Consider the following 26,027-nt stretch of genomic DNA (forward strand, 5'->3'; position numbering starts at 1 on the left):
TGCTATCATGAGTCATTCAACCTACCATGTACCGGACTTATCCTCTGAAAACCAAGAACAGCAGGGCTTGCATTTTTACCCCAACCCTGATCAAACTCAAATTATTCTGATTCTTGATCCTGCAGAAATTCCAGGTCCTCTGACACGCCCCTTTTTGGAATCGGCTTTTGCCGCCATGGGCTTCAAGGGCTTCGCGCTTCGTCCTGAGGTTTTAGACGAACTCACGGCTCTGGATTTAAGTCAATTATCTGGCCCCGTCACACGTATCTGTGCGTTGCAAAAGCCCCTCGAAGGCATTGATATCCAAATCTCAGCAGATGCGCTCAAAGCATGGCTGACCCTGGAACCCTCTCCTGCATCCAGCCCGCCTGAACGGGTTCAGATTCTCAACAGCCTGAAAAAAGCAGGCATTGTTTACGGAATTAAAGAAGATATTCTCGATGCGGTATTGACTCAAGGGCGTGCTCAAAAAGTACTGATTGCTGAAGGCCTACCTGCTCAGAAAGGCAAAGGCGCCTGGTTTGAGTTTCTCTTGGCCAACCCAGAGGACAGCCAAGGCCCCAAACTCAGGGCCGATGGCAGCGTCAATTACCGTGAACTCAATCAGATTCAATCAGTTGAACCCGATACCCCCTTAATGCGGAAACATCCTCCTGAGCCGGGAACCCCCGGCAAACGGGTCACGGGTGAAGAAATTCCTGCTGAAACAGGTCGGGACTACCATTTATCCGAAAGCCCCGGCACCCGCATCTCAGATCAGGACAAAAATCTGCTCTTGTCCTCACGCTCAGGACGCCCCGTACGCCTGAGCCGTTCAGTCAAAGTCGAGGATGTGATCAGCATTGAAAACGTAGGGCTTGAAACGGGCAATATTCAATTCAATGGCTCGGTGATGATCATGGGTTCCGTCAACAGCGGTTTTGAAGTCAGAGCCCGCGGCGATATTATTGTGCACGGCTCCGTTGAAGATGCCATTTTGGAAGCCGGTGGCAATATCGAAATCAAAGGCAGTGTCTATGGTCGGGAAAACACCTCACTCTCTGCTCGGGGAGATATTCAGGCCGCTTTTATTCAAAACGCTTCTGTTGAATGCTTTGGTGACCTCCACATTCATGATGGGCTGTTTCATTGTCAAATCCGCGTCATGGGCAATATTTTTGTCGGTTGCAATGGGGGCAAGGGCCAAATAAACGGTGGCAAAATTTGGGGAGCAAACTCTTTAAAAGCACGTATTCTGGGTTCAATGGCCTCTACTGCTACCCATATTTCTCTGGGAGAAGACCCCTATCTGCGTCAAAAGCTCAAGGATATCGACCACAATCTTCGCCACCATAAAAACGAATTGGAACAGGTGATTAAATCGATTATTTATATCCGTACCCGGGCCATGGAAAAAGCCAGTGAATTGGGAAACCTTGAAGAAAAAAGAAGCGAGTTACTTGAAACCGTCAATATGCTCTCTGAGCATATCAATAATTTACATGAAAGCCTGCGCATGTCACGCTCTCAATCTGAAGTCTGCGTCATGGAACAATTGCATGCCGGTGTACGCCTATTTTTTGCTGAAATTCCCTATCTGGTGAATGAAGATATGGGCCCCTCCCGTCTCCGCCTCAGAGAGTCTCAAAGCGGGCCTGAAGTTGCCTGGTCACCCTATAGCAAGCGTTGATTTTCATGTCCCAAGCTCTACGCATTCAAACCTCAGAAGATAAAACCCAAATTTACGCAATTCTCAACCCCCTGGCCCTTGAAACAGGAATTCTCGATCCTGAACTTTTACTCGAAGCCTTGCTGGAAACCGATTATTCCTCATTTCAATTTGAAATGGATCAAAAAGTATTTGATGAATTGACTCAAAAATCTTGGGCCCATCATGATAATGAGATCATACGTTGCCTTGCCCGTCGGATTGAATTTAACATGCAAACCCGCGTTTCCGAAGATAAGATGTCGGCTTGGGTCAGCATTCAAGCGGCCTATGAAGGAGAAAAGATTCAGCGTGAACGCCTTATCGAACGCCTAAGTTATACGCATATTCTCAAAGGCTATCTCGAAGACGCTATTGCCTATATTCTTGAGCACACACAGGCCGAGAATCTTCTAATTGCTCGGGGCAAATTACCTGTCCATGGCCAAGCGGCCTGGCTCGAGCCCCTTTGGCAAGAAACCCCCTCCAATTTGCCTGTTTTAGGTCAAACCGTTCATTCTGTAGACATCCATACCACTTTGGGACGCCTAAACCCCGCTACGGCGGGCACAGAAGGCTATCTCGTAACGGGCCAAAAATTATCTGCCCATCCAGGCCAAAATTTGACTTTGCTCAGTTCACAGGGCTCAAAACATTCAGAATCGAATCCCCAGGTCTTGGTCTCAACCCGCCAAGGCTGTCCAGTCTTACGTTTCAATACGATTCGGGTCGACCCAATTCTGACTCTCGAAAAAGTAGACAGGCAGACGGGCAATATCGATTATGATGGCTGTGTGCTGGTTTTGGGAAATATCGAAAAAGATTATACGGTCAAAACCAAGGGGCATCTTGAAGTACTTGGCAATTTAAACGGGGCTCGGCTTGAAATCGCAGGTGATCTGCATGTCCATGGCGACATAACAGAATGCTGCGCCGTCTGGGTCAAAGGCCAACTTCAAGCCCGTTCGCTTCAAAACTCTTTTATTGAGTGCCAACGCGATCTCAAGATCAGGGAAGCCATCCGCCACAGCCATGTCCGTTGTGGGCGAAACGCACAGGCCGCACAGGTAGAAGGAGGACATTTGATCGTCCTAAAAGCAGCGCATATTGGAATCTTGGGCAGCCACAAAAATACAAAAACTTTTTTACATATGGGCCTGGATCAATGGTTCATGAACCGCTATGAAGGTTTGGTTCAGGAATTGAAAGAGACACGTATCGAGCTTGAGGACACCCTAAAACTCATGATTCAATCCCGAACCAGGCCCTTAAAAACCTTGACACACGATACTCTAAAAATCAGGCGAAACCAACAGGAGTTCAGTCTTGAGCAATTGCGGGACGAACTCTCCTTTGTAGGGCAAAACTGGTTGCTCTACCCTGAAGGAGAAAAGCTTGAGATTCAAACAGAGATCTTTGCAGGCATTGAAATCAATATGGGCACGTATCGACAAAGTATCACTCAAAATATTTCTGGCCCCGTCTGTCTGAAAGTCAGTGAGTTGAATGCACGCAAATTGATACTGCAAGAAGCCCTTTATAAGGAAATTCCCTTGAATTCCGCCCAGGCCCTGACACCGTAGAGCAAGATACCGCCACAAACAGAAACATTCAGAGATTCTTTCTGGCCATGCATGGGAATATTCACCAAGGCGTCCATGGATTCTATCACCTCGGGCTCAAGTCCCCAAACCTCATTGCCCAGTAAAAAGGCCACTGGCAAGCGGTAATCTACCCGAAGATAATGCTGAGAGCGTTCACAACGCTCAACGCCAATCAATTGAACCCCCTCTGCTTTTAATTGATTTAAAACAGGTTCAAGTTCCCAGTGATGCTCCCAGGCCACAAACTCTTCAGCCCCCAATGCGGTTTTATGAATTTCTTTGCGTGGAGGAAAACCCGTCAAGCCTGTCAGATATATTTTTGAAACACCCGCTCCATCTGCGGTACGAAACAAACTCCCAACATTGTGCAAAGAGCGGATATTGTGCAGGATTAAATAGATTTCAGACATAGCATTTCCTTTGCATTCAGTGTACACACCTGTGGATGTATCGTATAATGACATAGATTTGTGGACAACTGTTTGTTCTGACCGATGTTTGCGTCATAGAGCCCCTGCTCTTGAGCCGCCTTTTCAAATTCAGAATGTAAATCCAAACCCAGTCCCAAAGCAGAGATGCAAAAATATTTGCATCCTTAAAATAGATAGCAAGTTAGACTCCAGAGGTGAATTTTTCAATGGTCAAGATTCGACTGAAACGTTTCGGAACAAAAAAAAGACCCGTATACCGTGTTGTGGTGATCGATTCACGCAGCCGTCGCGATGGTCGTCCGATCGAAGAAATTGGTTTTTATGATCCCCGTCAGGAACCTTCCATCATCCGCTTTAAAGAAGATTCTCTGAAAAAATGGCTCGACCAAGGTGCTCAACCTACAGATGTGGTAGAGCGTCTGATCAAACAAGCCCAGAGCGCTTAAGGCAGGAACAGAAATCATGGCTGTTACCGATGCAGTAGAATTGATCGTCAAAATGTTGGTCAAATACCCTGAAGATGTCGGCATTCAGGTCAATAGTTTTGAACCTGAAGAAGAGGATCTGTCCCAATTGGACATTAGCCTCCAGGTACATCCAGATGACCGCGGACGCGTAATCGGACGCAGGGGCAAAACAATCAATGCGTTGCGTACGGTCATTAAAGCAGCTGCGGTTAAGTCTCAGCAGCGCATTAATATAGAAGTTCTGGATAACTAATCTAACCTTTTACAGGACCGAAACGAAAAAAGCACCCGATGGGGTGCTTTTTAGTCTGGATATTTATAAGAGCGATCAGAGGCTTTCGTCTTCGCTCAACTCATTCAGATTATAATGTTGAAACATATACCCTGTACCACGGGCCGTCAGGATCAACTCAGGATCGCTGACGTCCTTTTCGAGCTTGCTGCGCAGACGGCTGACATGCACATCCACCACGCGGGTATCCGAATATTGGTTGAGGCGATAGCCCCAAACCTGTTGAAGAATATCATTGCGGGAAAAAGGCTTGCCAGGATTCAAAGCCAGCAATTCTAAAAGACTGAACTCCATCTCTGTGAGTTTGACGCGCTCTCCATTTTTCAAGACATGCCGGCGCATCAAATCAATCGAAATCTCGTCCACCTCGATCAAAGCGGGCTTGGCGGGTTTAACATAGGTCCGACGCAAAACTGCCTTGATGCGCGCCTCAAGCTCACGTGGACTGAAGGGTTTTATAATATAATCATCTGCCCCCATCTCCAAGGCATTGATGCGGTCTGCAATATCGCCTTTGGCGGTCAGCATAATAATCGGTGTGGTATCTTTTTTTCGAATTTCCCGGCAAACCTGCAGACCATCCATACGTGGCATCATGATATCCAAGACGATCAAATCAGGATGCACTTCATAATAAGACTCCATGGCCTCTGCGCCGTCGCAGGCTGTGGTGACTTCAAAACCAGCCATTTTTAAACGGGCCTCAACGATTTGCCGAATACTTGCTTCATCGTCCACAACCAGCACTTTGCCTTTGTTCATGACTCATCCCCCGAAGTTTGCGTTGTGCTCTGATTCAAATATTTTTCTAAATCTGCCAAAATTAAATCCGCAGCCTCTAAAGCCAATTCCTGGCGCAACTTGGCTTCCTGCGGACCCGAAAGTGATGGAAAATAAAGCAGCCCTGCTTCTTGTGATAAATAAGAGGGCAAAATAGGTTGCCCTGTACTTTTAACCTCATCCGAAAGATAGCGCAGGGCTCTTTGCGGAGCTACAGTCACTTGCCAGCGCAATAGACCCGCTTGCCAAACTTCAAAACGTACGCGCATCTTGAAAACCTGCTGCTGCTCATCCAAACGTAACTGCGCCCAATAACTGCGTTGTGCATCTTCGCGCTGGTATTCCAGCAAACGGAGCACGGCATAGCTTTGCTCAGGCAAGGACACCGCCATCAAAGGGTGCTTGACAAGATCTTTCTGGAACGCTTGATACACCCCAGATGAAATCTGGGGAGCAGCAAAGCTACGTGTTTGAGCCTGTACAGCCAAAGGCCACAGCAAGCAAGACAGCACGAAGGCCTTTACACAAAGAAATAATTTGTTGCAATTAGCAATATTCGCCATGACTTGTATTATATCCACTCATCTCAGATCTCGTCCAGTCTCAAAAGCAAGAAGCTCTTTGGCTCTCCTGTCATGGACTACTGAATAATAAATTCAGTCAGAAATACATCTTGGATAAAAGTCTGCTTGTCGAGATACTGATTCAAGCGCGTGGTAAGCTCTGCTTTCAATTCAGCTTTGCCCTGCGGTGTTCCCAGGGCTTGGGCAGTTTTTGCACTCAAGGTTGAAACGACAATATCCTGAAAAACGGGTTGCTTTTCTTTCATGCTCGCTTTAAGATTTTCAAGCCAGGCTTCTTTCTTGGAGGTATTTCCTGAAAGATAGGCCCTATCCGAAGTGGTAAACAAAAGTGTCAAAGAAGTACGCAGGAAACGACGCTGGTCCACATCGCCCAAATTCACTGTAAACTGCCCCAGATTAAACATCGGTCCGGCCTTAAACTCTGCTCCAGAAGAAGCCTCTGAGCCCCTCAAAAGGCCTGCAGAGGGATTTAAGGTAATAAATAAAAGCCCTGCAGTAGAGAGGCCAGCCAAAAGAATCGCAGCTGTCAATGCAGAAATCAAGAGAAGGGTTTGTCTGGAGGGCTTATTTTTTTGAACAGAAGGAGCAGCAGGCTCATCCTCAGGCATTCCTGGCCCTTTACGTCGGGGAGCCGGTCTACCACTTAATCGTGCGGCCATAACTCATTTCCTCCTGCTTAAAAGTTTGGCTTCCAATTCCTGATTCAGTTGATCAGGGCTTTGGGTAGTATAGCTGTTATTGACGGGTTCTTGAAGACTCGCAATCGAACTCAAGACCACAATATCCACACGTCGGTTACGTGCACGCCCAGATTCTGTCTGATTGGATGCAATCGGACGGAATTCACCATAGCCAGCCACAGACATGGTGGACGGCTGGATTTTACTGTTCTTTGCCAGAAACATCAAGACTTGGGTCGCCCGCAGGGCTGAAAGCTCCCAATTTGAACTCAGCCCCCCCTGAACCGGAACATTGTCTGTATGCCCTTCAATCCGCAAAGGCAGATTCAATTGGTGCAGTTCCTGCGCTAATTTTTTCAATACGGGAAAGGCCTCTGGTCGCAGTTGAGAACTGCCGCTGGCAAAAAATAAACTGTCCTGAAGCTGCAGAACACTCCCGCGCTCTTCTTTGCGCAAGCGCAAAAGCTTAGACAACTGCTCTGAATTTTTTAAGATCTTTTCTAATTTTTGGTTGGTATCCGCATTGGCTTTGCGCAAAGCCTCCATGGGGGGATGGGCCACAATCGGACGCACAATGCTCACACCGGCTGATTCTCCAGGTTTTTTTTCGAGCAGATCAGCGGCCTGACCAGGCACCACACCAAAGGCTTTCTCTACAGAAACTGTCATTTGCTCATATTTATGCTGATCCACACTGGAAACCGCAAAGAGTACGACAAAAAGGGCAAAAAGCAGAGTCATGAAATCAGCAAAAGAAACCATCCAACGTTCATGGTTAATATGCCCTTCTGCTTTTTTACGACGCCTGCTCACGCTTTGTTTTTCCGGGCTTCGCGACTTTCTTCATAGGCTAGGCGCTCTTCTGCAGACAAAAAGGCTTTCAGGCGCTCTTCAATAATGCGGGGATTGTCTCCGGCCTGAATCGAAAGAATTCCTTCCAAAATCATTTCGCGCACATGCAATTCAGCGTGACTGTTTAATTTTAGCTTTCCTGCCATGGGAAAAAGGAGAATATTGGCCAAAACCAAGCCATAAATCGTGGCAACAAAAGCCACAGCGATCCCGGGCCCGACCTTTTCAATGCCCAAATGCAAATGCTCCATGACGCTGATTAAGCCCAGAACCGCCCCAATAATCCCAATTGTAGGAGCATACCCTGCACCCGATTCATACATTTTAATCACGCGCTCATGCCGTGTTTCCTGTTGTTCAAGCTGGATCGTCATAATCGATTTTACAATTTCAGGATCGGTTCCGTCGGCCACCAATTGCAGCCCCTGCTTCAGATATTCATCCTGAACATTGGGTACTTCGCGTTCAAGGGAAAGCAAGCCTTCACGGCGCGCTTTTTCTGCAAAACGCACCAACTGGGGAATCACCTCTTCAGGGTGTATTTCATTTTTGACAAAGGTTTTACGGAGATGCTTCGGAAAGGAAAGGATATCCAGACTGCGTGATCCGTAAATCATCGCGCCCACCGTGCCGCCAAAAACAATCACAAAGGCAGTATGCTGGATCAGGAAAAGAGGGTTACCGCCTTCAAGAACGCGGCCCCCAACAATTCCTACCAGTGCAATTAAAAGTCCGATGGGTGCAGTTAAATCCATTGTTCAGAAATACCTCAGCCCATTGTATCACACCCCTGGAGCCCCTCAATTTCGAGAGGGCGTACCAGGGGAAATTGAATGCTGCGCCGAAAAACGATCACCCGTTCCAGAACCTCTTCAACAGATTCCTGAACCATCAGTTTATCGCCCGTAGAAAGCGTCAACAGGGTATCTGGAGTCGCCTCTATGAATTTTATCAAATCCAGATTGACCACTATCTTATGTCCATTTAAACGGGTAAGTTCAATCATATTTCAGCTTACCTTCTCAGGGAGAGAACCTCCTGCAACATTTCATCAGCAGTGGTAATCGTACGCGAATTGGCCTGGAAGGCACGTTGAGTAACAATCATGTCTGTGAATTGCTCGGCAAGATCCACATTCGAGCCTTCCAAGGCACCGCCTATAATCGTGCCATTGCCAGCGGCTTGGGCAAAACCAATTCGTGCAGAACCTGAATTTGAAGTTTCCTGATAGACATTGCCCCCCTGTCCAGAGGTCTGTTGACCGCGAATCAAGCCGTCTTCATTGACAAAACTCGCCATTGCCAGTTTTCCCAAAGACAGGAGCTGACCATTTGAAAAAAGCCCACGAATCGTGCCATCAGGCGCAATCGTAAACGAACTTAAATCACCCGCAGAATAACCATCCTGCGTCGCCACCGTCAAAGTCTGTGGGCCACTGAACTGCGTCAAACCATTGGTATCGCCCGCCGTTCCCACATCAACAGTCATGGGTTGAGGCTGGGAAATATTCGGACTCAAATTGGTATTGAATGAAAAAATTGAATTTGCATTGATCGCGTCACTGTTCAAGAAATTCAAGGTAAAACGCCCTGAAAAATTACTGAGAATTCCTTTATCGTTAAAACTCACCTGGCGCAAAGGCAAATTGCTGGTGGTGGTATTGCCATCGCTGCTTAAAACAGCCACATTGGCCTCTCCTGAAGTAGCTGCCCAGTTCCAAATCCCTGAATCACGGGTTCCTTGAACAATGCCCCCAGCAACCACCACATCATAATCAGAGATATAATCCATGGCAATCGTATGCTTGGCACCCAAAGCGTCAAAGACATCGGTGGAAGTTCCAGCAATCACTGTTGCGGTTTTGGCCTGATTCAGACCTGTAAACAAGCCGGAGACATTGGGTTTGGTAACTCCCCCTGGGGTAGCCGCCGTAGGCACCAGTCCCGCAGCAACCGTCTGCCCACTGAGGATAATGTCGCGCGCCATGGCTTTGAGCGAAATGCGTCCATTGCCATCACTAAAAGCGGTCACACCGGTTACATCGGTTTTGGCGTTGATCAAAGAAATAATTGATTGGGCATTCTGCTCTGCTGTGCTTGTCGCAGGTGTCGCGGCTAAAGAGCCAATATCCACGCCATTGACCAGAATATCGCCACTGGTTAATGAAATCGAAGCAGCCGTTGCCTGCCCAGTGGTGTTGGTGGCCAGGGTTTCAATCGTGGTGGTACCCGCTGTAAACAATTGTGAGGCATTCAAGGTAATACCCGCTAAACCCGTCCCTCCGACGACAATCTGCTTGTCTGTACTGGGCTGAAGCTGGGTTAAAACAATTTGATTTTCACCAGCCCCTGCGCTCGCTGCCTGTTTGACCGTTGCCACCACATTGGTTTTGTCCTTGTGAAAATTGATCAAATCTGCCAATTTCTGCATAACCGTGGTCGTTGTATCCGTAGCTACCAAAGGGACAGTTCCGACAATCGACACATTGTTGATCGTAAACTCTCCCGCATCTAAGGTATTGGGATTGGCGGTTCCCAGTTGTAACTGACCGGCGCCATTGCCCAAACCCGTAACGGTCACCCCAGAGGTCACCCGCCCCTGTTGAGAATGGGCATAGGCTTCTGCAGCCGTTAAACTGCTGGGACGATAAATATTCCCAGCAACATTTACTTTGGTCGTGGCACGGGGGGGGTAGGTTCGATTGGCTTCAATCGTAATATTCCCTATCGGTCCATTTTCATTAATCACACCCTGTTTGTCAGCCGTGTAGCCCTGCACCATTAAGCCTGTGGCGCTCACCAAACGTCGATCGGCATCCAGCCCCAAATTTCCATCCCGGCTATACATCTGTGCACCTTGAACATCGCGTAAGACCAAAAATCCTTTGCCCTGAATCGCGATATCAGTATTCTTGCCTGTGGTTTGCAAAGCCCCTTGCGTAAAGATCGTATCGATCGAGACCACATGGGTACCCAAGCCCACTTGCATGGGGTCAATCCCACCTCGGTTGCCATTGGGTTGCCCTGCTCCGCGCAAGTTTTGGGCGAAAAGTTCTTCAAAGGTTGCACGGTTGGATTTAAAGGCCGTGGTATTCACATTGGCAATATTATTGCCAATCACTTCCATCCGCGTTTGATTGGCCTGCAGGCCTGAAACAGCCGTATTAAATGCGCGATACATGCATCAGCCTCCCTGAAAGAAAATTTAATAGATTTGTCTTGAGCGTCATGGGGTTCTCTGTCTTCATTTCGGTTCAATCACCCGGGTAATATATTTAATTGGCAATTCCTGCCCATCGACTAAAACATGCATTTCACCGTTTGTCATACGCGTCTCGGTCACCTTTCCCTGCATCGTTTCAGCGGTATCAGATCCAGGTGGAAAATAAAGCCCCTCGACTTCTTTGCCCAACAGAGCACTGCCCTGGGTCAATTGCTGAAACCCCACCAAATTTTCAATCGCCAACGAAAGATTGGTGGTTTGCTCCAAAGAGCTGAATTGCGCCATTTGCGCAATAAACTGACGATCATCCTGCACATTGAGGGGATCCTGATTGCGCAGTTGCACCATCAAAAGGTTCATAAAGTCATTCTTTCCCAATTGTTGATTGGGTACTGAATCGGCGCTTTTGGGGGCCGTTCCACTGAATAAAATCGGATCGAGTGAAGTCATCGTATGCTCTCCTTCATGCCAGAAAATTGACGCGCGTTGTTTCGATTTGCTTTATCACAAGGGGACTGAGATGTTGACTTAGATCCAAACTCTCATCCTCCTCTGCTTCTGAAAAAAATGTTCTGTGTTGCTGAGCTCCCTGTTGTGAAGCCCATGAAGACTGTCGTTGCTCTGAAAAACCACCCTGGGCTTCTTGAGGGTTAAATTCAATCTCTACATTCAGCAATGAAAGCCCCTGATGTTGGAGATTTTGTTTGAGAAGTGGCAAATGGCTTTCCAGCACTTCCCTGGCCAGTACAGTGTCTGTAAAAATATGTAATTTCAATTCCTGATTTTGCTGTACCATTTGCAGCGAGATTTTGCCCAGTTCAGCGGGTTTCAAACTCAAACGAATTTCATTCCCCCCTTCCTGACGCAAAAGCCGGATTTTCTCTCCCATCATTTGAAGGCCCGTTTTTTCAGGAAGGGGAGAGTGCGGCTCTAAATGCTGCGGTGGCCCCGAAGCAGAAAGATCAGCTTCGCTTTTCAGACTGCCACTCTGCCCCAAGCCGAAGACAGAGGCAGACGCTATGGGGGCTAAGCGTTCTGACGAAGCAGTCGATTCAGAAGCAGAGGCAAGCTCGGCCTTCGACACAGGAAGTTCTGCCGTTAGAATCGGCTGAAGCTGGGTTGAGGCCGATGAAAAAAGGGTGGCTGGAAGCGTTTGGGTTTTGATACTGCTGGCATCCGCCCCCAGAACAGCTTGGAGATCAGACTTCAATTCTGGAATAATCAAAGTCGGCGCATGCCCTATGTTTTGTTGAGAAACGGGTGCTTCTTCAGGCCCTTCTTGGGTTTCCTTTGGCTCTGCTTTGGCTGTCTCTTTTTCTAAAACCGGCTCTTCAAAAGGCTTCGCAACGGTCGTATTTTCAGATTTTGGATTTTGCAAAACCATTGAGATCTCAGGCTGAGCGGTTAAACTTTCTGCGTTTTTTTCAGAGTCACTTTTTCGATTCGACTGCTGGGGTTCCTGCTGCTGAGGCACAACAGATTCGGTTTCTTCTGTGGTGACAGCCAAGCTCTGATTTTGTGTCTCAGCAGACGCAGATTTTGGATTTTGCCCTGCTTCATCAGGGCCTTTTACTGTCGGATCAACAGTCATGGCTGACGGATCCTTCATTTCAGTCTTCTGCACTGGGAGAGAAGACGAATTCTGCTCGATTTCTGACTGAATGGGATCAGGTTCGTCTTCTACATGCACTGCGGATTGAAGCAGTAAACTTTGAATACTGGGCTGAAGCCAACCTGTATCCGATAAAGCGACAGCGTTTTCTTCCTCAGCTCCTGGTTCTTCTTCCGCAACAGGAACGGAGGGAGCACACTCTTCAGCCCCATTTGCCGCATTATCCTCAACAGTATCAGACAGCTCCGCCCTGACCCCCTGAAAAACAGACCGAAAAGATCCGCCTGAATCTTCAGAAGAAACAGCCGCTTGGGTCAGGTTTTGATTTTCTGTCTGGATGGTCGCAGGACAAACCGGTGTCAGCGCTGAAACACACTGCATATTTTTTACCTCTTCATTGGGTATCGGACACAGTCTTCCCAAACTTAAATTTAGAAATAAAAACCTCTGTACATACAGAAAGGCGAAGTCTAGAATTAAAGGGTGAGTATTCAGAAAGAAGTATAAAAAGATGGAGATGACCCGCTTACCGGGAAATCAATCGCTGCGACAAGCTTTTAGCCAAGTTTGGATCCTTGAACATTTATTGGGTTCCCGATTGGGTGAATGGCCCGCAAAAGAACGAGAAAAAATTAAGCATCAAATTTTGGCAAATCTGCCTTCCACCCCCGGAAAAACACTTCCAATCGAGCGGCGAAAAAATCTTTCTCTTGAGGAGTTTCAACGGGTCTATCTTCAGCGGGGTATTCCAGTTATATTGCAAGGTGCTGCGAAAGATTGGCCCTGTATAGGCAAATGGACCCCTGCATTTTTATCGCAGCACTATGGCCAGGACAAAATCCTCTTAATTGATGCTGCACCTGACAATATCCAAACCATCAGACGCACGCCCGAAGAAACCACCTTGGCCGATGTGATCGCCAATATGGATGCCCAAGCCCTCAAAAAATACAGCCGTTTTAATCGTTTACTCTACGAACACCCTGAACTGCAGGCTGATCTTGATTTGCCCTGGCTGCTGAAACATCGCAATCAGATCGCCTCAGGAAGAACATTTCAGGTTTTCATTGGCGGAAAAGGCAGCAAAACGCATTTGCACAGCGCCAGTGAACACAATCTTTTTATTCAGGTCTATGGGGAGAAACATTGGATTCTTTATCCACCGGAATATGACTGTGTCTTGAATCCACCTTTAACCAAAACCCCTTATTTTCACAGTGAATTTAACCCCGAAAACCCTGACTATGAAACTTATCCTGCCATGCGCCATCTCGATCACTACGAATGTGTTTTGCAGGCCGGGGATATTCTGTTTAACCCTCCCTCTTGGTGGCACCATGTCAGCAATCTCAGCCATTCAATTGGGATTGGATTTCGCTGGTTCTCAGCAGATGCCTTTAAAATTGATTTTTCTCAAGCACTTTTAACCCTTTTGGCGACCAACCCGCCAATCTGGACAGCCACCCGCCACCGCACCGATTTTGCAAGAATTTTCACCCATCGCTCTCACAGCTAAAACGCAGACATTTCTGTCTTTTTTTTCGCTTTTTTGATTTTTTTCGCATACTCCGGTTTACACTTCGAAAAAGCTGGGAATATAATTTCATAACAGGTGTAATTAATTTATTTAGAGAAAATGTAACAAAATTGTAAATACGCTTTCGTTTTGCGTTAAAAAGCTACATTGTTTCTCATTTTAATAGGGTGTATCAATGCAAATTTTTCAAAAACCGTTGCTTCGTAACCAATCAGGATTTACTTTGATTGAATTGATGGTCGTGATCGTCATTCTGGGTATTTTAATTGCGATTGCCTTGCCCAATATGATTTCCTCGCAAGCCCGCGCCAAAGTTGCGAGCACCAAGACCAATATGTCGACTTTCCGAAATATGGTCGAAGTCTATGGTGTAATCTATTCTGCAATCTATCCAGATGATGTGACAGCTCTCATGACAGATATTGCCATGATCAACGAGCCAGCAGCCAAGGAGTTTAGAAACCCCTTCACCAATAAAATGGGAAAAAGCAATTCCTATGATGATGAATCAGCCACCAAAACACCGGGTTTGGTGACCTACGAAATCTTGGGAACCGGCAGTTACGCAATTTATGGCTATGACCAGCAGGCAAATCGCATTCAACACCTGGGGCGAGACATGGTGCTCAGCAACGGTTAAGCCAAACCCAAGAAGCTAAACCGTGGGAATTTTACGCGCTGAATTGACCAAGATCTCCAAACCATATTGCTGAATCATAGACTTCAGTTTGCTTGCATACTGGGGATCGGTTGCATAGGTTTTGGCCATATTGTCGATAAAACGGTGGGTATTTTGATCTTTCGCAAATTGTGTCACCGCTTTATCATAATAGCCATTGTGAAACAATTTTCCGTGCGCACTGACAGCTTCATAAAAATCATGGTACTTGGCAAACCGATCCTGAATCGCCGTCTTTTTGCCCCCATAATATTCTGTGGTACCCACCATGACAGAACCCGCAGGTCCACGGCCTTTGATACCAAAAATATTATAGCCCCCAATCGGTGAAGCCGCGAAACCTGACTCTAACGCTGCTTGCGCCAAAGTGACTGCGGCAGGCACATGATAAACCCGTTCCGATTCCAAGGCTGCGGGTAAAAGGGTTTTAAAAAATTGGCTGGCATCCATTTTTTTTAGCTGGCTTGGACTGACTTTTCTCAAGGCCTGAATCGCATGGGTCTGTTGAATCGCCCATTCGACAGCTTTCAAGGTGGTAGGGCCAAATTTGCCTGTGGACTGAACTCCATAATCTTTTTGAAATTTTTGCAATCGTGATTCTGTGGTAGGCCCCAACTCAGCCGTGATTTGAACGGCATAACCCAGCTTTGTCAGATTTTCCTGCAACCACCGTACAGCGGCTCCTTTTGAACCTACTCCGGCAATACTTCCTGCACGAATCTGATCGAGGCTCAGCTCGGTTGCCTCTGCTGGAAAGAGATTCAGGGAAGTTGCCGCTTGTCCTTGCTGGAGCATGGGCGCAAGCACAAAAGGGGCAAACGCTTGCGGGGGAGAACTCTGCGTCTGAATAGTGTTTTTTTTCGCTTGCGGCAATTGAAACAAACGGCGGGGATCCAACAAAAGGTCAGGGGCCAAAGACACCAGAGAATTCAGTTGCATAAATACTCCTTGTGGACTGGGTTCTCAGACTTTTATATGGGTAAACAGACCAGAGTCTGCTTTTCGTTAAATGGATTTGAGTAAAAATTAAGTTGGTCTTAATCTCGTGGATCTGAAAATCGCGACAGGAACAAGAGCGGTATAATGGCAGCAGAAAGATCAATCAAAGCAATCCCTGAGATTGTATTTGAAACAGGAGACCCCCGATGAATCAGCGCCCTCTTCGTTTGGCTTTTGGACGTTTTATGCAGGAAAGCAATGCTTTTTCTTCGGTTCTCACCCGCCGCGAAGATTTTGAGCGTACCCATTATCTCGAAGGGCAGGCGCTGAAGCAAGCCTGTCAACAGGGACAGTGGGAAGTTGAGGGCTTTCTGAAAAACCTTGAATTATCTGGTTTTCTGAAAGCTGTTCGCAAGTCCACTCAGGCAGATCAGATTGAAACAGTCCCCCTCCTCAGTGCCTGGTCTATTTCAGGAGGGCCAGTTGAACAGACCTATTTCAATCAGATTTGCCAACGCTTTCAGGAATTGCTGGAACAGACAGGCCCTTTGGATGGCCTTTATCTGGCTCTGCACGGGGCCCTGGGTGTAGAAAATGAACAGGATCCTGAGGTTCGCCTGCTTAAAGCCATCCGCGAAGTGGTCGGACCCGATCTGCCGATTATCGCCAGTTTTGATTTACACGGGCTGATGACAGCTGAAAAAATTGCACTTTTGAATGGTCTTTGCGCCTACCATACCAATCCCCATTGGGATATGGCACGTACGGGCTTTCGCGCAGGCAAGCTTTTAATTCCACTTGCAGACAAGAAATCAAGCCCCACCCTGGCCTGGCGCAGCCTTCCCCTTTTATTAGGAGGCGGCAATACCCTTGATTTCTGGCCCCCCATGCGCGGGATTTTTGAATATCTTAAAGACCTGTGCAGCCAACCCGGCATTCTGGATGCCTCTGTTTTTATGTGCCACCCCTATCTCAAACACCCTGAACTGGGCTGGTCAGTGGTCGTGATCAGCGAAAATAATCAGGATTTGGCTGAATCTTTGGCCGAAGATTTGGCCGAACGCTGCTGGAAAGTACGCCACCAACAACCGCCACGCTTTATGGAAGTTGATGAGGCCCTGCGCAAAGTGCATCAGACCAAACTCCGTCGAAAACTCGGCGCCATCGCCTTCTGTGATGCTTCAGATGTCGTCGGCGCGGGCGGAACGGGGGAAAATACCCATTTGCTCAAAGCACTCTTAGAAGAACACGATCTGCTTTCTCTCATTCCCTTGCGTGACCCCGTTGCGGTTGAAAAACTCTCTCAGCTTGAAATAGGCGATGAGGTCACACTCTCTGTGGGGGGGCGCTTACAACCTGAAGTCAATCCCGCCATCAGTGTGACTGGGCGTCTGCGCAATTTGAAACAGACCAAGAACTTTGGACGAATGGCTGTTTTAGACGCGGATTGCGTGCAACTGGTTCTGACAGAAGGCTATGCCATGCCCATGAAGCCTGATTTTTACGAGGATCTCGGACTGAAAGTCCGAGAAGCCGATATTGTGGTCGTCAAAAATTTCTTTCATTTCAGACTCTATTATGCTGCCCATTGTCCTGCCAGTTTTTATGTCAAAACCCAGGGAATTACTGATTTTGATCGGATCTTAGAAGTTCAGCTCAATGGGCCCGCCTGGCCCCGCGATGAAGTCAATGACTGGCGACCGGAAGATCGACGCCGCAGAGCCATCCCCCCCACCGAACCGGTTCCGCCCCTGCCACGTTTAAAACCCTCTCCACGCCAGCAAAAACGGTGGGGAATGGCTGGATTCCTCAGCTTGGCCGCTATAGGATTGCTTTGGCGACTGCTCAGAAAAAGAGCTGATTAGCCTAAATTTGCTGAAGCAGAGGGGACAAGGGTCTGCGTAAGACTCTGGGATCAATCCCCTCTTTCAGCGCCAGCAAAAGCCCCGCAGCTTCCCAGTAGTTTTCAACCAAAAAATAAGCCTCTGGAGCAAAACCCAAAATCTCGGGGGTGATCTTTAAATCGCTCTGGTTTTCTTTGACCAGAATCAAGGGAATCCCCTCTTCAACCGCTCTCAGCATCGGAAGCCCCCCTACAGCATTCCAGGGAGCCAGCACTGCATCTAAATCTTCAAGTTTTATTTCAGAGTCTGTATAGGGAACAATCGCAGGCGCATGGTGCAAGCCCTTTAAAACACAGGGCAAATAACTTAAACCAATTTCTTCAGCCGCCACACGTGGATCCAGACGCTCAGAAATAATTTCGGGTGCAAAAATCGGGGAATGAGCCAAAGGTACTTGCAGTTCCCGTGCCAAAGCATGGGAGATCAAAGCTTCCAGTGTGCCAATCGGATCCACACCCTTGCCCTGTAAATAGTCATCCCCCACCCCAGGCTCTAAAATGTCCATCCAGGTCAAAATCGCCAAAGCTGTCGCTCCCTGCGCCAAACAACGATGCGCTGCTGCGCTCAAAACCTCTAAATTTTCAACCGTACCGCTATAGCCATAGGCATGGGGTTCAAAATGTAAGGCAACAGGTTCAGAGGTCAGGGTATAGCCCTTGAGCGTACAGCCTGTACTCATTGCTGTGGCATGCACCACATTCTCAAGTATCGGCAGATAGGGTTCACAGGCCCGATCAATCACCAGCCCGATGCTTTGTTTGGCTTGTTTTTTAAAACCCAATTCACGCTGAAAAAAAGCATCAAGATACGTGCCTTCTAAATAACGAACCTGTGGAGGCTGCTCATAAAACATGGCGGCATTGACCGCATTGGGATGCGTCAGCACACAATCCGCCAAGGAAGCCAAATAGCGCACAACAATACCAGCATCGCCGGCATAACCGCCCACAGCGGCTCCAATACCCGTGGGTACAATAAATGCAAAACTGAACATAATCGTTTTCTCTTTCGGCTATAATACAACAAGTTCAGCCAAGGAACCAGGAAAAATGTCGACACATTTTCTACAAAAACGAATGCCCACCTTGCTCAGTATGTTTGCAGGCCTGGGACTTTTGATCTGGGCCATCTTCTCTGATGAGCGTCTGCTCGGCCTGCTCTTTCAACCACAAGCACTGGCTTTGATTGTGGGCGGCACCCTCAGTGCGACCATGCTTGGATTTTCCTGGTCAGAACTGATCGGCAGCCTGGGCAGTTTCCTGATTGCCTTTTCTGGAGGCCAAGACCCTGATCTTCAGGATGTTTATGATACCAGCGTTTACCTCTCGCAACAAATGCGGGAAGCGGATTCTCCCGAAGCTTCCCAACGCCTACTCGAAGCAATGCGCCCCCGTTTACATCACCCCTTGCTAAAAGAAGGACTGGGCCTGGTCGGCGGCGGCTATACTGCAGCCATGATCCGTGAAACCTTGGAAACCACACTGGCCCAAACCAGTATTCAAAAAGGCCGCGAAATTCGTATTTGGAAATTCATGGGTCAATCTGCCCCCGCTTTTGGCATGGGCGGCGCGCTGCTGATCCTACTGCAACTGACTCAAAAAACTGCTGAGGCCGCGATTTCTGTAGAGGTTTTAGGGGCTGCATTGGTCAGTTTACTTTACGGCGTGCTGTTTTCAGCCTTGTTTTTCATGCCGATCGCAGAGCAGTTGGATGCCTGGCGAGCCCGCCAAATCCACTACCTGCAAATGTGTCTTGAAAGCGTCATTCTGCTGCAGCACCGACACCATCCTCTTTACGTAGAGTCTGTGCTTAAACCTTTTTTAAGCGTCCAGGGCGTCTCTCCCAGGCCCAAATCATTTCAAGCGGCCCCTGAAACTGCCCAACCCCGCAAGAATAGTTTCTTCAAACAAGCCCTTGCCAATGAAATGGAAGAGGCTCCGCTGGAGGACTCCCCTCCAGCCGCACCAACATCAGATACAGGCTTAAGCGCCCAACAACTGCGTCAGTTTCGCCCGGTCAATCGACGCAAGGATCTCTAAATGATTATTCTGGGGATTGAGTCCAGTTGCGATGAAACAGCGGTCGCTCTGGTTGAAAACGGACGTCGGATTTTATCCAGTGAAATTCGCTCTCAAATAGAAGAACATAAAATCTATGGGGGCGTGGTACCAGAGCTGGCTTCCCGTTGCCATGTCGAAGCCCTGCACCCCCTTTTAAACAGTGCCCTTGAAAACGCTGGCCTCAGTTATACCGACGTAGATGCCATTGCAGTTACCTGTGGCCCAGGCCTTCAAGGCGCACTTCTGGTCGGTGTTACCGCAGCAGAAACCTTGGCCTGGCTGATCGATCGCCCCTTGATTGGTGTCAATCACCTCGAAGGGCATATTTACGCGAACTTCCTCAGTTTTCCCGATCAGATTGAATTTCCCCTCTTGGTTTTATTGGTTTCGGGAGGACATACGCAGTTATTGCAAATGGATGGCCATGGAATGTATCAGGTCTTGGGGGGCACACGGGATGATGCCATCGGTGAAGCCTTTGACAAGGTCGCCCGCCTGCTTGGGCTGCCTTATCCAGGAGGCCCTGTGATCGATCAGCTGGCCCAGTCAGGCAATCCAGAGGCATTTCCGTTTCCCCGCAGCATGCTTCAGGAACAGGATTTCAGTTTCAGCGGTTTGAAAACAGCTGTGCTTTACACAGTTCGCAAACTTGAGCAAAACAAGCAAGAACTGCCGATTGCAGACCTCTGTGCCAGTTTTCAGAGTGCCGCCATAGATACACTGCTGGAAAAAACCTTACGTCTGATTGAAACAAAAAATATCAAACAACTCTCTGTGACAGGTGGTGTTTCCGCCAATTCTCTCTTACGCTCACGTCTTAAAACAGCCTCCCAAGCTCAAAATTTTCAGGTCTTTATGCCGCCCCTGCAACTCTGCACAGACAATGCAGCCATGATTGCAGCCTGCGCTTGGTATCAATGGCAAAAAAAACCTGAAGACATGCGTTTTAAACTCCAAACCCGCCCACGCTACCCACTTTCACAGATTTGAAAAGTTCAATTTGAAGCGTGACAAAGGCTTAAAAGTGTCTTATGATACCATCATGAAGAGTTTGGGCAAGACCGCAGTGGATTTTCCTGTGGCACTTTTTGAGTTGGATTCTATGGGTTGCATTCTGTCTGTTAATGCTTTTTGGCAGAAATTGACGGGATTGCATGCGAATGAAGTCTTGCAAAAACCTTGGTTTGACTTGGTTTTGAGCAGTGAACAGCCCGAACTGGAAAGCAAATGGCGCTCTTTTTGCAGCCAGCCTGAAGGTCACTTCGAAGCTTTTTTTACCCCCAAACTCACACAACCCAACGTTGATTTTCTCTTGGTAAAAATCAGTCATTCTGCCCAGGGTTTTCTGGCTTGCTTAGAAAACCGTACAGAGCTGAAACAGGCCAATCAAAGCAATCACCATTTGCGCGAAAAAATCATTGCCCTGTTTCGCAACAGTAACCAAATGATTATCATGTTAGATCGCAAGCATCGGGTCACGGAATTTAATCATGTTGCCGCCATTTCTGCGCGCCAACGTTTTTTTCGTGAAATGGAGGCTGGCGAAGATTTTATCAACTATGTTCAACCCGACCGCTTGGATGATTTTTACAGCAGTTTTGAACAGGCCCTCACAGGTCAACATGTTTTCAAAGAACGGATTATTCATGCCCCCGACGGACAAGCTGTCAGCTATGAAATGAGCTACTCTCCGATTCGGGATGAGCAGAATCAAATCTGTGGGGTCTGTTTTACAGGTCTGAATATTGAAGCCCAAAAACAGATGCAGGTACTTTTACACCATGAGCAACTTTTCGTTTCTGCCATTTTAGATACCAGCAGCGCTTTGATTCTGGTTCTCGATCAAAAGGGGCGTATTATTCGTTTCAACCAAGCCTGTGAAAAATTGAGTGGCTATACTTTTCACGAGGTACAGGGAAAACATTTCGGTTTTCTGCTGCCAAAATCAGAACGCGAATCCTACCTAAAACGATTTGACGATCTTCAGGTCAAAGACTTTCCCATCAGCACACAAATGCCCTTGGTCACACGGCAAGCTGAAATTCGCAGTATTTCCTGGACAGGAACAGTTTTGCTGAATGTTGAAGGCACGGTTGAATACCACGTAGCAACAGGCATTGATATCACCGAAAGCGAAAAAACCAGCAAAGCCCTGCGCGAGCATGAAGAGATGCTGCGCCAGATTCAAAAATTAGATGCCATTGGCCAACTGACAGGGGAAATTGCCCACGATTTTAACAATATTTTGGCAGGCATTCAAGGGTATGCCCAACTGATTGAAGAATCTTTAGCCTCAGGTACAGTTGCGGCTGAGCATGTTCACGAAATTCAACGTATTTGTGAAAAAGCCCGAGCGCTTACCGGCCAATTACTGATCTTCAGCCGTAAACACCGCCCCAATCCCCGTCCGCTGAACATTGAAAAACTGCTGCTTGAAATGAATCCTCTTTTTCTGCCTCTTTTAGGCGAAAATCTACAATTACACACCGATTGCGCCCCCAACCTCCCTCAAATATTAATGGAACCAACCCACCTTGAACAATTGGTCATGAATCTGGTCGTTAATGCCCGCGACGCCATGGATAAACAGGGAGAAATTTTCATCAAAACCTTTTTAAAAGATGAAAAGCGGGAAATTTTCGTTCCGCTTTTTGGGAACCGCCCTGCGGGAAAATACCTGTGTATTTCAGTCAAAGATCAGGGAACAGGCATACCTGTTGAAATTCAGGAAAAAATCTTTGCTCCCTTTTTTACGACAAAAGCCGAAGGAACCGGCTTGGGCTTGGCCATCATCTATGGCATCGTCACAGAATATGGCGGCTATATTCTCTTGAACAGTTCTCCCCAAACAGGAACCTGTTTTGAAATTTATCTTCCGGCCATGCTTTCCACTCCTCTCTCCCCAGCTTCTTCATCCAATCTCCTGATCCTGGGACTTTTCGAAAAAGATCTGGAGAGTCTTGAGAATTCGCTGGGCCCAGAGTATACCTACTCTGCCCTTGAAATCCCCCAGACAGCTCCGCCCTCTGGCCAGCGCATGATCAGCCGCCTGACGGTTGAAAATATTGAGAAAATTCACAACTGGGCTAAACAAGCACGAACACCTCCTCAAGTGCTTTACCTCAGTGGCACTGAAGAACAGGAATTGGCGCTGCTTCCACAATTAAAACCTTGGGAAGATATTCTGATCTGTCCAATGGACAGTTTCAGGCTCAATAAATGGCTGCAGGCTTAATGGAAACAGGTAATTCAGCCAAAAACCAAGGTCTCCTGCTAAGATACTTCTACTAATTTAAACAGAGATTTTATCATGTTGAATATTCAAGCTTTGCCACTCAAAAGTTTATCGGGTCTGCTTTTGTTTTTATGGAGCCCATCTTCAGCTCAGGCTCTCAGTCTTTCACTGCAGCCCCTTCCGGGAAAATTTAAGCAACCGGTCTTTTTAACCGCTCCTGCTGGAAGCGATCTGCTCTTTGTAATCGAACAGCAGGGCATGATCTGGAAAATTGCCAAAGGCCAACCCAAAACACTTTTTTTAGATCTCCGCAGACAGATCCAAGCGGGAGGAGAAAAAGGTTTACTTTCTATGGCCTTTGCACCTGATTACCTACGCCATGGGCGCTTCTTTCTCAACTATACAACCGGCACGCCCCTGAAAACCCGTATTTCGGAATGGCGTGCCAACCCTCAGAAACAAACCATCATTCAAGGCAGTGAGCGCGTTTTGCTTGAAATTCCCCAGCCCTATCAAAACCACAATGGCGGCCAGATTGCCTTTGGCAAAGATGGCATGCTCTATATTGGTATGGGTGATGGGGGCAGCGCCAACGATCCCCATGGCAATGGACAAAACCCCAACAGTTTACTCGGAAAAATTTTGCGTATAGATGTCAGCAAAGGCCCCGGCTACCGTATTCCAACGGACAATCCCTTTCAGCGGCAAGCCGGTTACCGGCCTGAAATTTGGGCCTATGGCCTGCGCAACCCCTGGCGCTTTAGTTTTGATCGTCAGACGGGTGAACTTTATCTCGGAGATGTGGGACAAAATCGTTTTGAAGAAATTGATCTGGTTGAGAAAGGTCAAAATTATGGCTGGAACCGACAGGAAGGTTTTTCATGTTTTTCCCCGCCGCAAAACTGTTCAAGTAAAGGTTTGACAGCCCCTCTCGTAGCGTATGGTCGCCAAGCAGGAATCGCTGTCACAGGTGGCTATGTCTATCGCGGCAAACGCTTTCCAGCGCTTTCAGGTCTCTATCTTTACGGCGATTTTGGCTCAGGCAAAGTCTGGGGGCTTAAACAAAAACAGAAAAAAATCCTTTGGCATCAGCCCCTTCTCAACTCGGGATTGAATATCAGTTCCTTTGGAGAAGATGGCCATGGAGAACTCTACTTGCTAGACTATAGCAAAGGTCGGATTTATCGGATAGAAGCAGGGAGCAGAAAATGAAAAAGTGGATTCCAAGCGCCTTAAGCGCCATTCTGTTATTGGGAGTCATGGCCTGTGCGCCTGGATCGGAAGAGAAAAACGACCACAAAGTCTTACGTTTGGGGCTTGTTCCCTTTGAAACAGGTGAAGAATTGCTCAAGGATATTCAACCCCTGCTCAATGTGATTGAAAAGGGGATGGACATGGAGGTTCAGCCTTCTGTTGCCGCTGATTATACAGGTGTTGTTGAATCCCTTAAAAATAAGCAACTCGATGCCGCCTTTCTCAGCCCAGCATCCTATGTTTTAGCCAAACAGGAAGCCAATGTACGCATTATTGTCAAATCTCAACGCAATGGCTCAGCCTCTTATTACGGGGCGATTATTGTACGTGCCGACAGCCCAATTCACAAACTCACCGATCTCAAAGGTAAGAAATTTTCTTTTGGCGATCCGATTTCTACTTCGGGGCATATCTTTGCCCGCAAGATTATGAAAGAAGCAGGCGTCAACCCTGATACGGATTTAGACAAAGTGATTTATTCAGGCAGCCACGACGCGACGATTTTAGCCGTTCTCAATGATAAAGTCGATGCAGGGGCTACCTACGCCGATGATAACCAGGGCAAGTCCAGCGCCTGGAGCCGCTTTCTCAAACCTGAAGATCTTAAAAAAATTCGGGTCTTAACCTATACCGAACCCATTCCCTCTGACACGATTTGTGTGAGTGAAGATTTCCCCGAAGCTCTTACCCAACGCCTGCAAAAAACCATTCTGGATTACAGTCAATCCCCTGAAGGCAAAGCGCTGATCAAAAAGCTGTATCATTTTGATGGCTATGTAGAAGCCAATGACGCCGACTATAAAAGCGTAAGAGAGGGCTTTGCGGCCGCAGGAATTGATCTCAAGGCCAAATTGAAAAAGTCCCCCTGAAGCCCAACTAAAAAAGGGGCTCTTATGACAGAGCCCCTTTTAAAAACAAAAAATTAAAGTGCGAGTAGCTCTTGATTTTCGAGTGCGCTGTCTTCGGGTAAAACAAAGTGCTCGTGAATCACCTGCATCGCTTTTTTAACCTGATCGCGTTGCACCACACACGAAATTTTGATTTCGGAGGTACTGATCATCTGAATATTAATTTCAGCCTTTGAAAGGGCTTCAAACATTTCAGCGGCAATGCCAGGGGTTCCAATCATGCCCACGCCCACAATCGAAACCTTGGCCACATCGCCATCAGAGACCACATCCTTGGCTCCCAATTGATCTGCTACGGCTTGGGTAATCGCAATGGCCTGGGTCAAATCATCTTCATGCACCGTAAAAGCAATATCATTGGTAAGGTTCTCTTGCACAGATTGAATAATCATATCGACGCTGATTCCTTTTTCAGCCAAAGCCCCAAAGAGTTGCGCTGCAACCCCTGGACGGTCAGGCACATGGCGAATCGCGACTTTGGCTTGGCGGGCATCTGCAGTAACACCCGTCACCGGGCGATGAATTTCCAGATCCTTCATGGGTTTGACATAGGTCCCTTCATTGGTATTGAAACTCGAGCGAACATGCACCATCGTGCCATATTTCTTGGCGCACTCTACCGAGCGCGGATGCAAAACTTTCGCGCCCAATTGAGCGAGTTCCAGCATTTCTTCATAGGAGATTTCCTGAAGTTTTTGCGCTTCAGACACAATATTGGGATCGGTGGTATAGACCCCATCGACATCGGTATAAATTTCACAGACAGGGGCATCGAGCGCACCGGCCAAGGCTACGGCAGTGGTATCTGAGCCTCCTCGCCCCAGGGTGGTAATCTGGTGATCGGGAGTCACCCCTTGAAAGCCTGCAACAACCACAATAAAGTCTTCGGCCAAAAGCTTACGAATCGCCTCTGTGTCGATATTGATAATTTTTGCTTTGTTGTGGCGATTTTCGGTAATAATCCCAGCCTGCGCACCCGTCATGGAAACAGCCTTAAAACCCAATTCATGCAGGGCCATACACAGCAAAGCAATGGTGACTTGTTCTCCTGTCGCTAAAAGCATGTCCATTTCACGGGCATGGGGTTGGCTGGAAATTTCACGGGCCATTCCGACCAGACGATCGGTGGTCTTTCCCATGGCAGAAACAACAACAACCAAGCCCTCAGAATTTTTTTCTTTACTTGCCGCGACTTTACGGGCTACATTTTGAATACGTTCTACATCGGCGACAGAGGAGCCGCCAAACTTTTGTACGAGAATACTCATCAATCTTGCTCTCTTATTGCGTACTGAAGTTG

General features: G+C 47.6%; 25 protein-coding genes. 12 read left to right on the plus strand and 13 right to left on the minus strand.

Annotated features, from left to right (window positions below):
- Nucleotides 1–7: 7 nt before the first annotated feature.
- Both COW20_17560 and COW20_17565 read left to right on the plus strand, forming a co-directional pair.
- A complete protein-coding gene (locus COW20_17560) occupies nt 8–1,669 on the plus strand; it encodes a hypothetical protein (protein PIW46048.1) in 1,662 nt (553 codons plus the stop codon).
- Nucleotides 1,670–1,674: 5 nt separating this feature from the next.
- Nucleotides 1,675–3,270: a hypothetical protein gene (locus COW20_17565; GenBank protein PIW46049.1), complete on the plus strand. Its 1,596-nt coding sequence runs from the start codon at nt 1,675–1,677 to the stop codon at nt 3,268–3,270.
- Here COW20_17565 and COW20_17570 read toward each other — a convergent pair.
- Complete coding sequence (locus COW20_17570) at nt 3,225–3,755, minus strand: RNA methyltransferase (GenBank protein PIW46050.1); 531 nt, start codon at nt 3,753–3,755, stop codon at nt 3,225–3,227. The genes COW20_17565 and COW20_17570 overlap by 46 nt on opposite strands.
- A 173-nt stretch (nt 3,756–3,928) precedes the next feature.
- On the opposite strand from COW20_17570, the gene COW20_17575 reads away from it, so the two are divergent.
- Both COW20_17575 and COW20_17580 read left to right on the plus strand, forming a co-directional pair.
- Nucleotides 3,929–4,168, plus strand: coding sequence for a 30S ribosomal protein S16 (locus tag COW20_17575; protein ID PIW46051.1), 240 nt, complete (start codon nt 3,929–3,931; stop codon nt 4,166–4,168).
- 16 nt (nt 4,169–4,184) lie between these two features.
- Complete coding sequence (locus COW20_17580) at nt 4,185–4,442, plus strand: RNA-binding protein (GenBank protein PIW46052.1); 258 nt, start codon at nt 4,185–4,187, stop codon at nt 4,440–4,442.
- Between the two features lie 75 nt (nt 4,443–4,517).
- Here COW20_17580 and COW20_17585 read toward each other — a convergent pair whose 3' ends face one another.
- From COW20_17585 to COW20_17625, 9 genes are all read right to left on the minus strand, one after another.
- Complete coding sequence (locus tag COW20_17585) at nt 4,518–5,243, minus strand: DNA-binding response regulator (protein PIW46053.1); 726 nt, start codon at nt 5,241–5,243, stop codon at nt 4,518–4,520.
- A complete protein-coding gene (locus tag COW20_17590; protein PIW46054.1) occupies nt 5,240–5,824 on the minus strand; it encodes a hypothetical protein in 585 nt (194 codons plus the stop codon). Before COW20_17590 ends, COW20_17585 begins: the two co-directional genes overlap by 4 nt.
- A gap of 77 nt (nt 5,825–5,901) precedes the next feature.
- Nucleotides 5,902–6,504: a hypothetical protein gene (locus COW20_17595; GenBank protein PIW46055.1), complete on the minus strand. Its 603-nt coding sequence runs from the start codon at nt 6,502–6,504 to the stop codon at nt 5,902–5,904.
- A gap of 3 nt (nt 6,505–6,507) precedes the next feature.
- Nucleotides 6,508–7,338, minus strand: a complete 831-nt coding sequence (locus COW20_17600; GenBank protein PIW46056.1) for a hypothetical protein — start codon at nt 7,336–7,338, stop codon at nt 6,508–6,510.
- A complete protein-coding gene (locus COW20_17605; protein PIW46057.1) occupies nt 7,335–8,132 on the minus strand; it encodes a motility protein A in 798 nt (265 codons plus the stop codon). Before COW20_17605 ends, COW20_17600 begins: the two co-directional genes overlap by 4 nt.
- Before the next feature lie 14 nt (nt 8,133–8,146).
- On the minus strand, nt 8,147–8,383 hold the full coding sequence (locus COW20_17610) for a flagellar protein (protein ID PIW46058.1): 237 nt from the start codon (nt 8,381–8,383) through the stop codon (nt 8,147–8,149).
- Nucleotides 8,384–8,391: 8 nt separating this feature from the next.
- Complete coding sequence (locus tag COW20_17615; protein ID PIW46059.1) at nt 8,392–10,557, minus strand: hypothetical protein; 2,166 nt, start codon at nt 10,555–10,557, stop codon at nt 8,392–8,394.
- Nucleotides 10,558–10,620: 63 nt separating this feature from the next.
- Nucleotides 10,621–11,049, minus strand: a complete 429-nt coding sequence (locus COW20_17620) for a hypothetical protein (GenBank protein ID PIW46060.1) — start codon at nt 11,047–11,049, stop codon at nt 10,621–10,623.
- 13 nt (nt 11,050–11,062) lie between these two features.
- Nucleotides 11,063–12,592, minus strand: coding sequence for a hypothetical protein (locus COW20_17625; GenBank protein PIW46061.1), 1,530 nt, complete (start codon nt 12,590–12,592; stop codon nt 11,063–11,065).
- A gap of 130 nt (nt 12,593–12,722) precedes the next feature.
- Between COW20_17625 and COW20_17630 the strand changes: the two genes are divergently transcribed.
- Nucleotides 12,723–13,727, plus strand: coding sequence for a hypothetical protein (locus COW20_17630; GenBank protein ID PIW46062.1), 1,005 nt, complete (start codon nt 12,723–12,725; stop codon nt 13,725–13,727).
- Nucleotides 13,728–13,923: 196 nt separating this feature from the next.
- Nucleotides 13,924–14,388 (plus strand): hypothetical protein, encoded by a 465-nt coding sequence (locus COW20_17635; protein ID PIW46063.1) that lies wholly within the window; start codon nt 13,924–13,926, stop codon nt 14,386–14,388.
- 15 nt (nt 14,389–14,403) lie between these two features.
- Here COW20_17635 and COW20_17640 read toward each other — a convergent pair whose 3' ends face one another.
- Nucleotides 14,404–15,366 (minus strand): hypothetical protein, encoded by a 963-nt coding sequence (locus COW20_17640; protein ID PIW46064.1) that lies wholly within the window; start codon nt 15,364–15,366, stop codon nt 14,404–14,406.
- 206 nt (nt 15,367–15,572) lie between these two features.
- Here COW20_17640 and COW20_17645 point away from each other — a divergent pair, with 206 nt between their 5' ends.
- The gene (locus COW20_17645) at nt 15,573–17,231 is read left to right on the plus strand and encodes a hypothetical protein (GenBank protein ID PIW46065.1); all 1,659 of its coding nucleotides are present in this window, start codon (nt 15,573–15,575) and stop codon (nt 17,229–17,231) included.
- A gap of 1 nt (nt 17,232) precedes the next feature.
- Here the strand turns inward: COW20_17645 and COW20_17650 are convergent, their stop codons facing one another.
- Complete coding sequence (locus COW20_17650) at nt 17,233–18,264, minus strand: hypothetical protein (protein ID PIW46066.1); 1,032 nt, start codon at nt 18,262–18,264, stop codon at nt 17,233–17,235.
- Between the two features lie 55 nt (nt 18,265–18,319).
- Between COW20_17650 and COW20_17655 the strand changes: the two genes are divergently transcribed.
- From COW20_17655 to COW20_17675, 5 genes are all read left to right on the plus strand, one after another.
- On the plus strand, nt 18,320–19,309 hold the full coding sequence (locus COW20_17655) for a hypothetical protein (GenBank protein ID PIW46067.1): 990 nt from the start codon (nt 18,320–18,322) through the stop codon (nt 19,307–19,309).
- Nucleotides 19,310–20,320, plus strand: a complete 1,011-nt coding sequence (gene tsaD, locus COW20_17660; GenBank protein ID PIW46068.1) for a tRNA (adenosine(37)-N6)-threonylcarbamoyltransferase complex transferase subunit TsaD — start codon at nt 19,310–19,312, stop codon at nt 20,318–20,320.
- Nucleotides 20,321–20,330: 10 nt separating this feature from the next.
- Nucleotides 20,331–22,565: a hypothetical protein gene (locus COW20_17665; protein ID PIW46069.1), complete on the plus strand. Its 2,235-nt coding sequence runs from the start codon at nt 20,331–20,333 to the stop codon at nt 22,563–22,565.
- 75 nt (nt 22,566–22,640) lie between these two features.
- The gene (locus COW20_17670) at nt 22,641–23,777 is read left to right on the plus strand and encodes a glucose dehydrogenase (protein ID PIW46070.1); all 1,137 of its coding nucleotides are present in this window, start codon (nt 22,641–22,643) and stop codon (nt 23,775–23,777) included.
- Nucleotides 23,774–24,688 carry a phosphate/phosphite/phosphonate ABC transporter substrate-binding protein gene (locus tag COW20_17675; protein PIW46071.1) on the plus strand — a complete coding sequence of 305 codons (915 nt, stop codon included), beginning with the start codon at nt 23,774–23,776 and terminating at the stop codon, nt 24,686–24,688. The genes COW20_17670 and COW20_17675 overlap by 4 nt, the downstream gene beginning before the upstream one ends.
- A 53-nt stretch (nt 24,689–24,741) precedes the next feature.
- Here the strand turns inward: COW20_17675 and COW20_17680 are convergent, their stop codons facing one another.
- Entirely contained in the window at nt 24,742–25,995 is a 1,254-nt protein-coding gene (locus tag COW20_17680; GenBank protein PIW46072.1) for an aspartate kinase, read from the minus strand.
- Nucleotides 25,996–26,027: the final 32 nt, after the last annotated feature.

This window comes from bacterium (Candidatus Blackallbacteria) CG13_big_fil_rev_8_21_14_2_50_49_14 (assembly GCA_002783405.1).
Classification (GTDB): domain Bacteria; phylum Cyanobacteriota; class Sericytochromatia; order UBA7694; family UBA7694.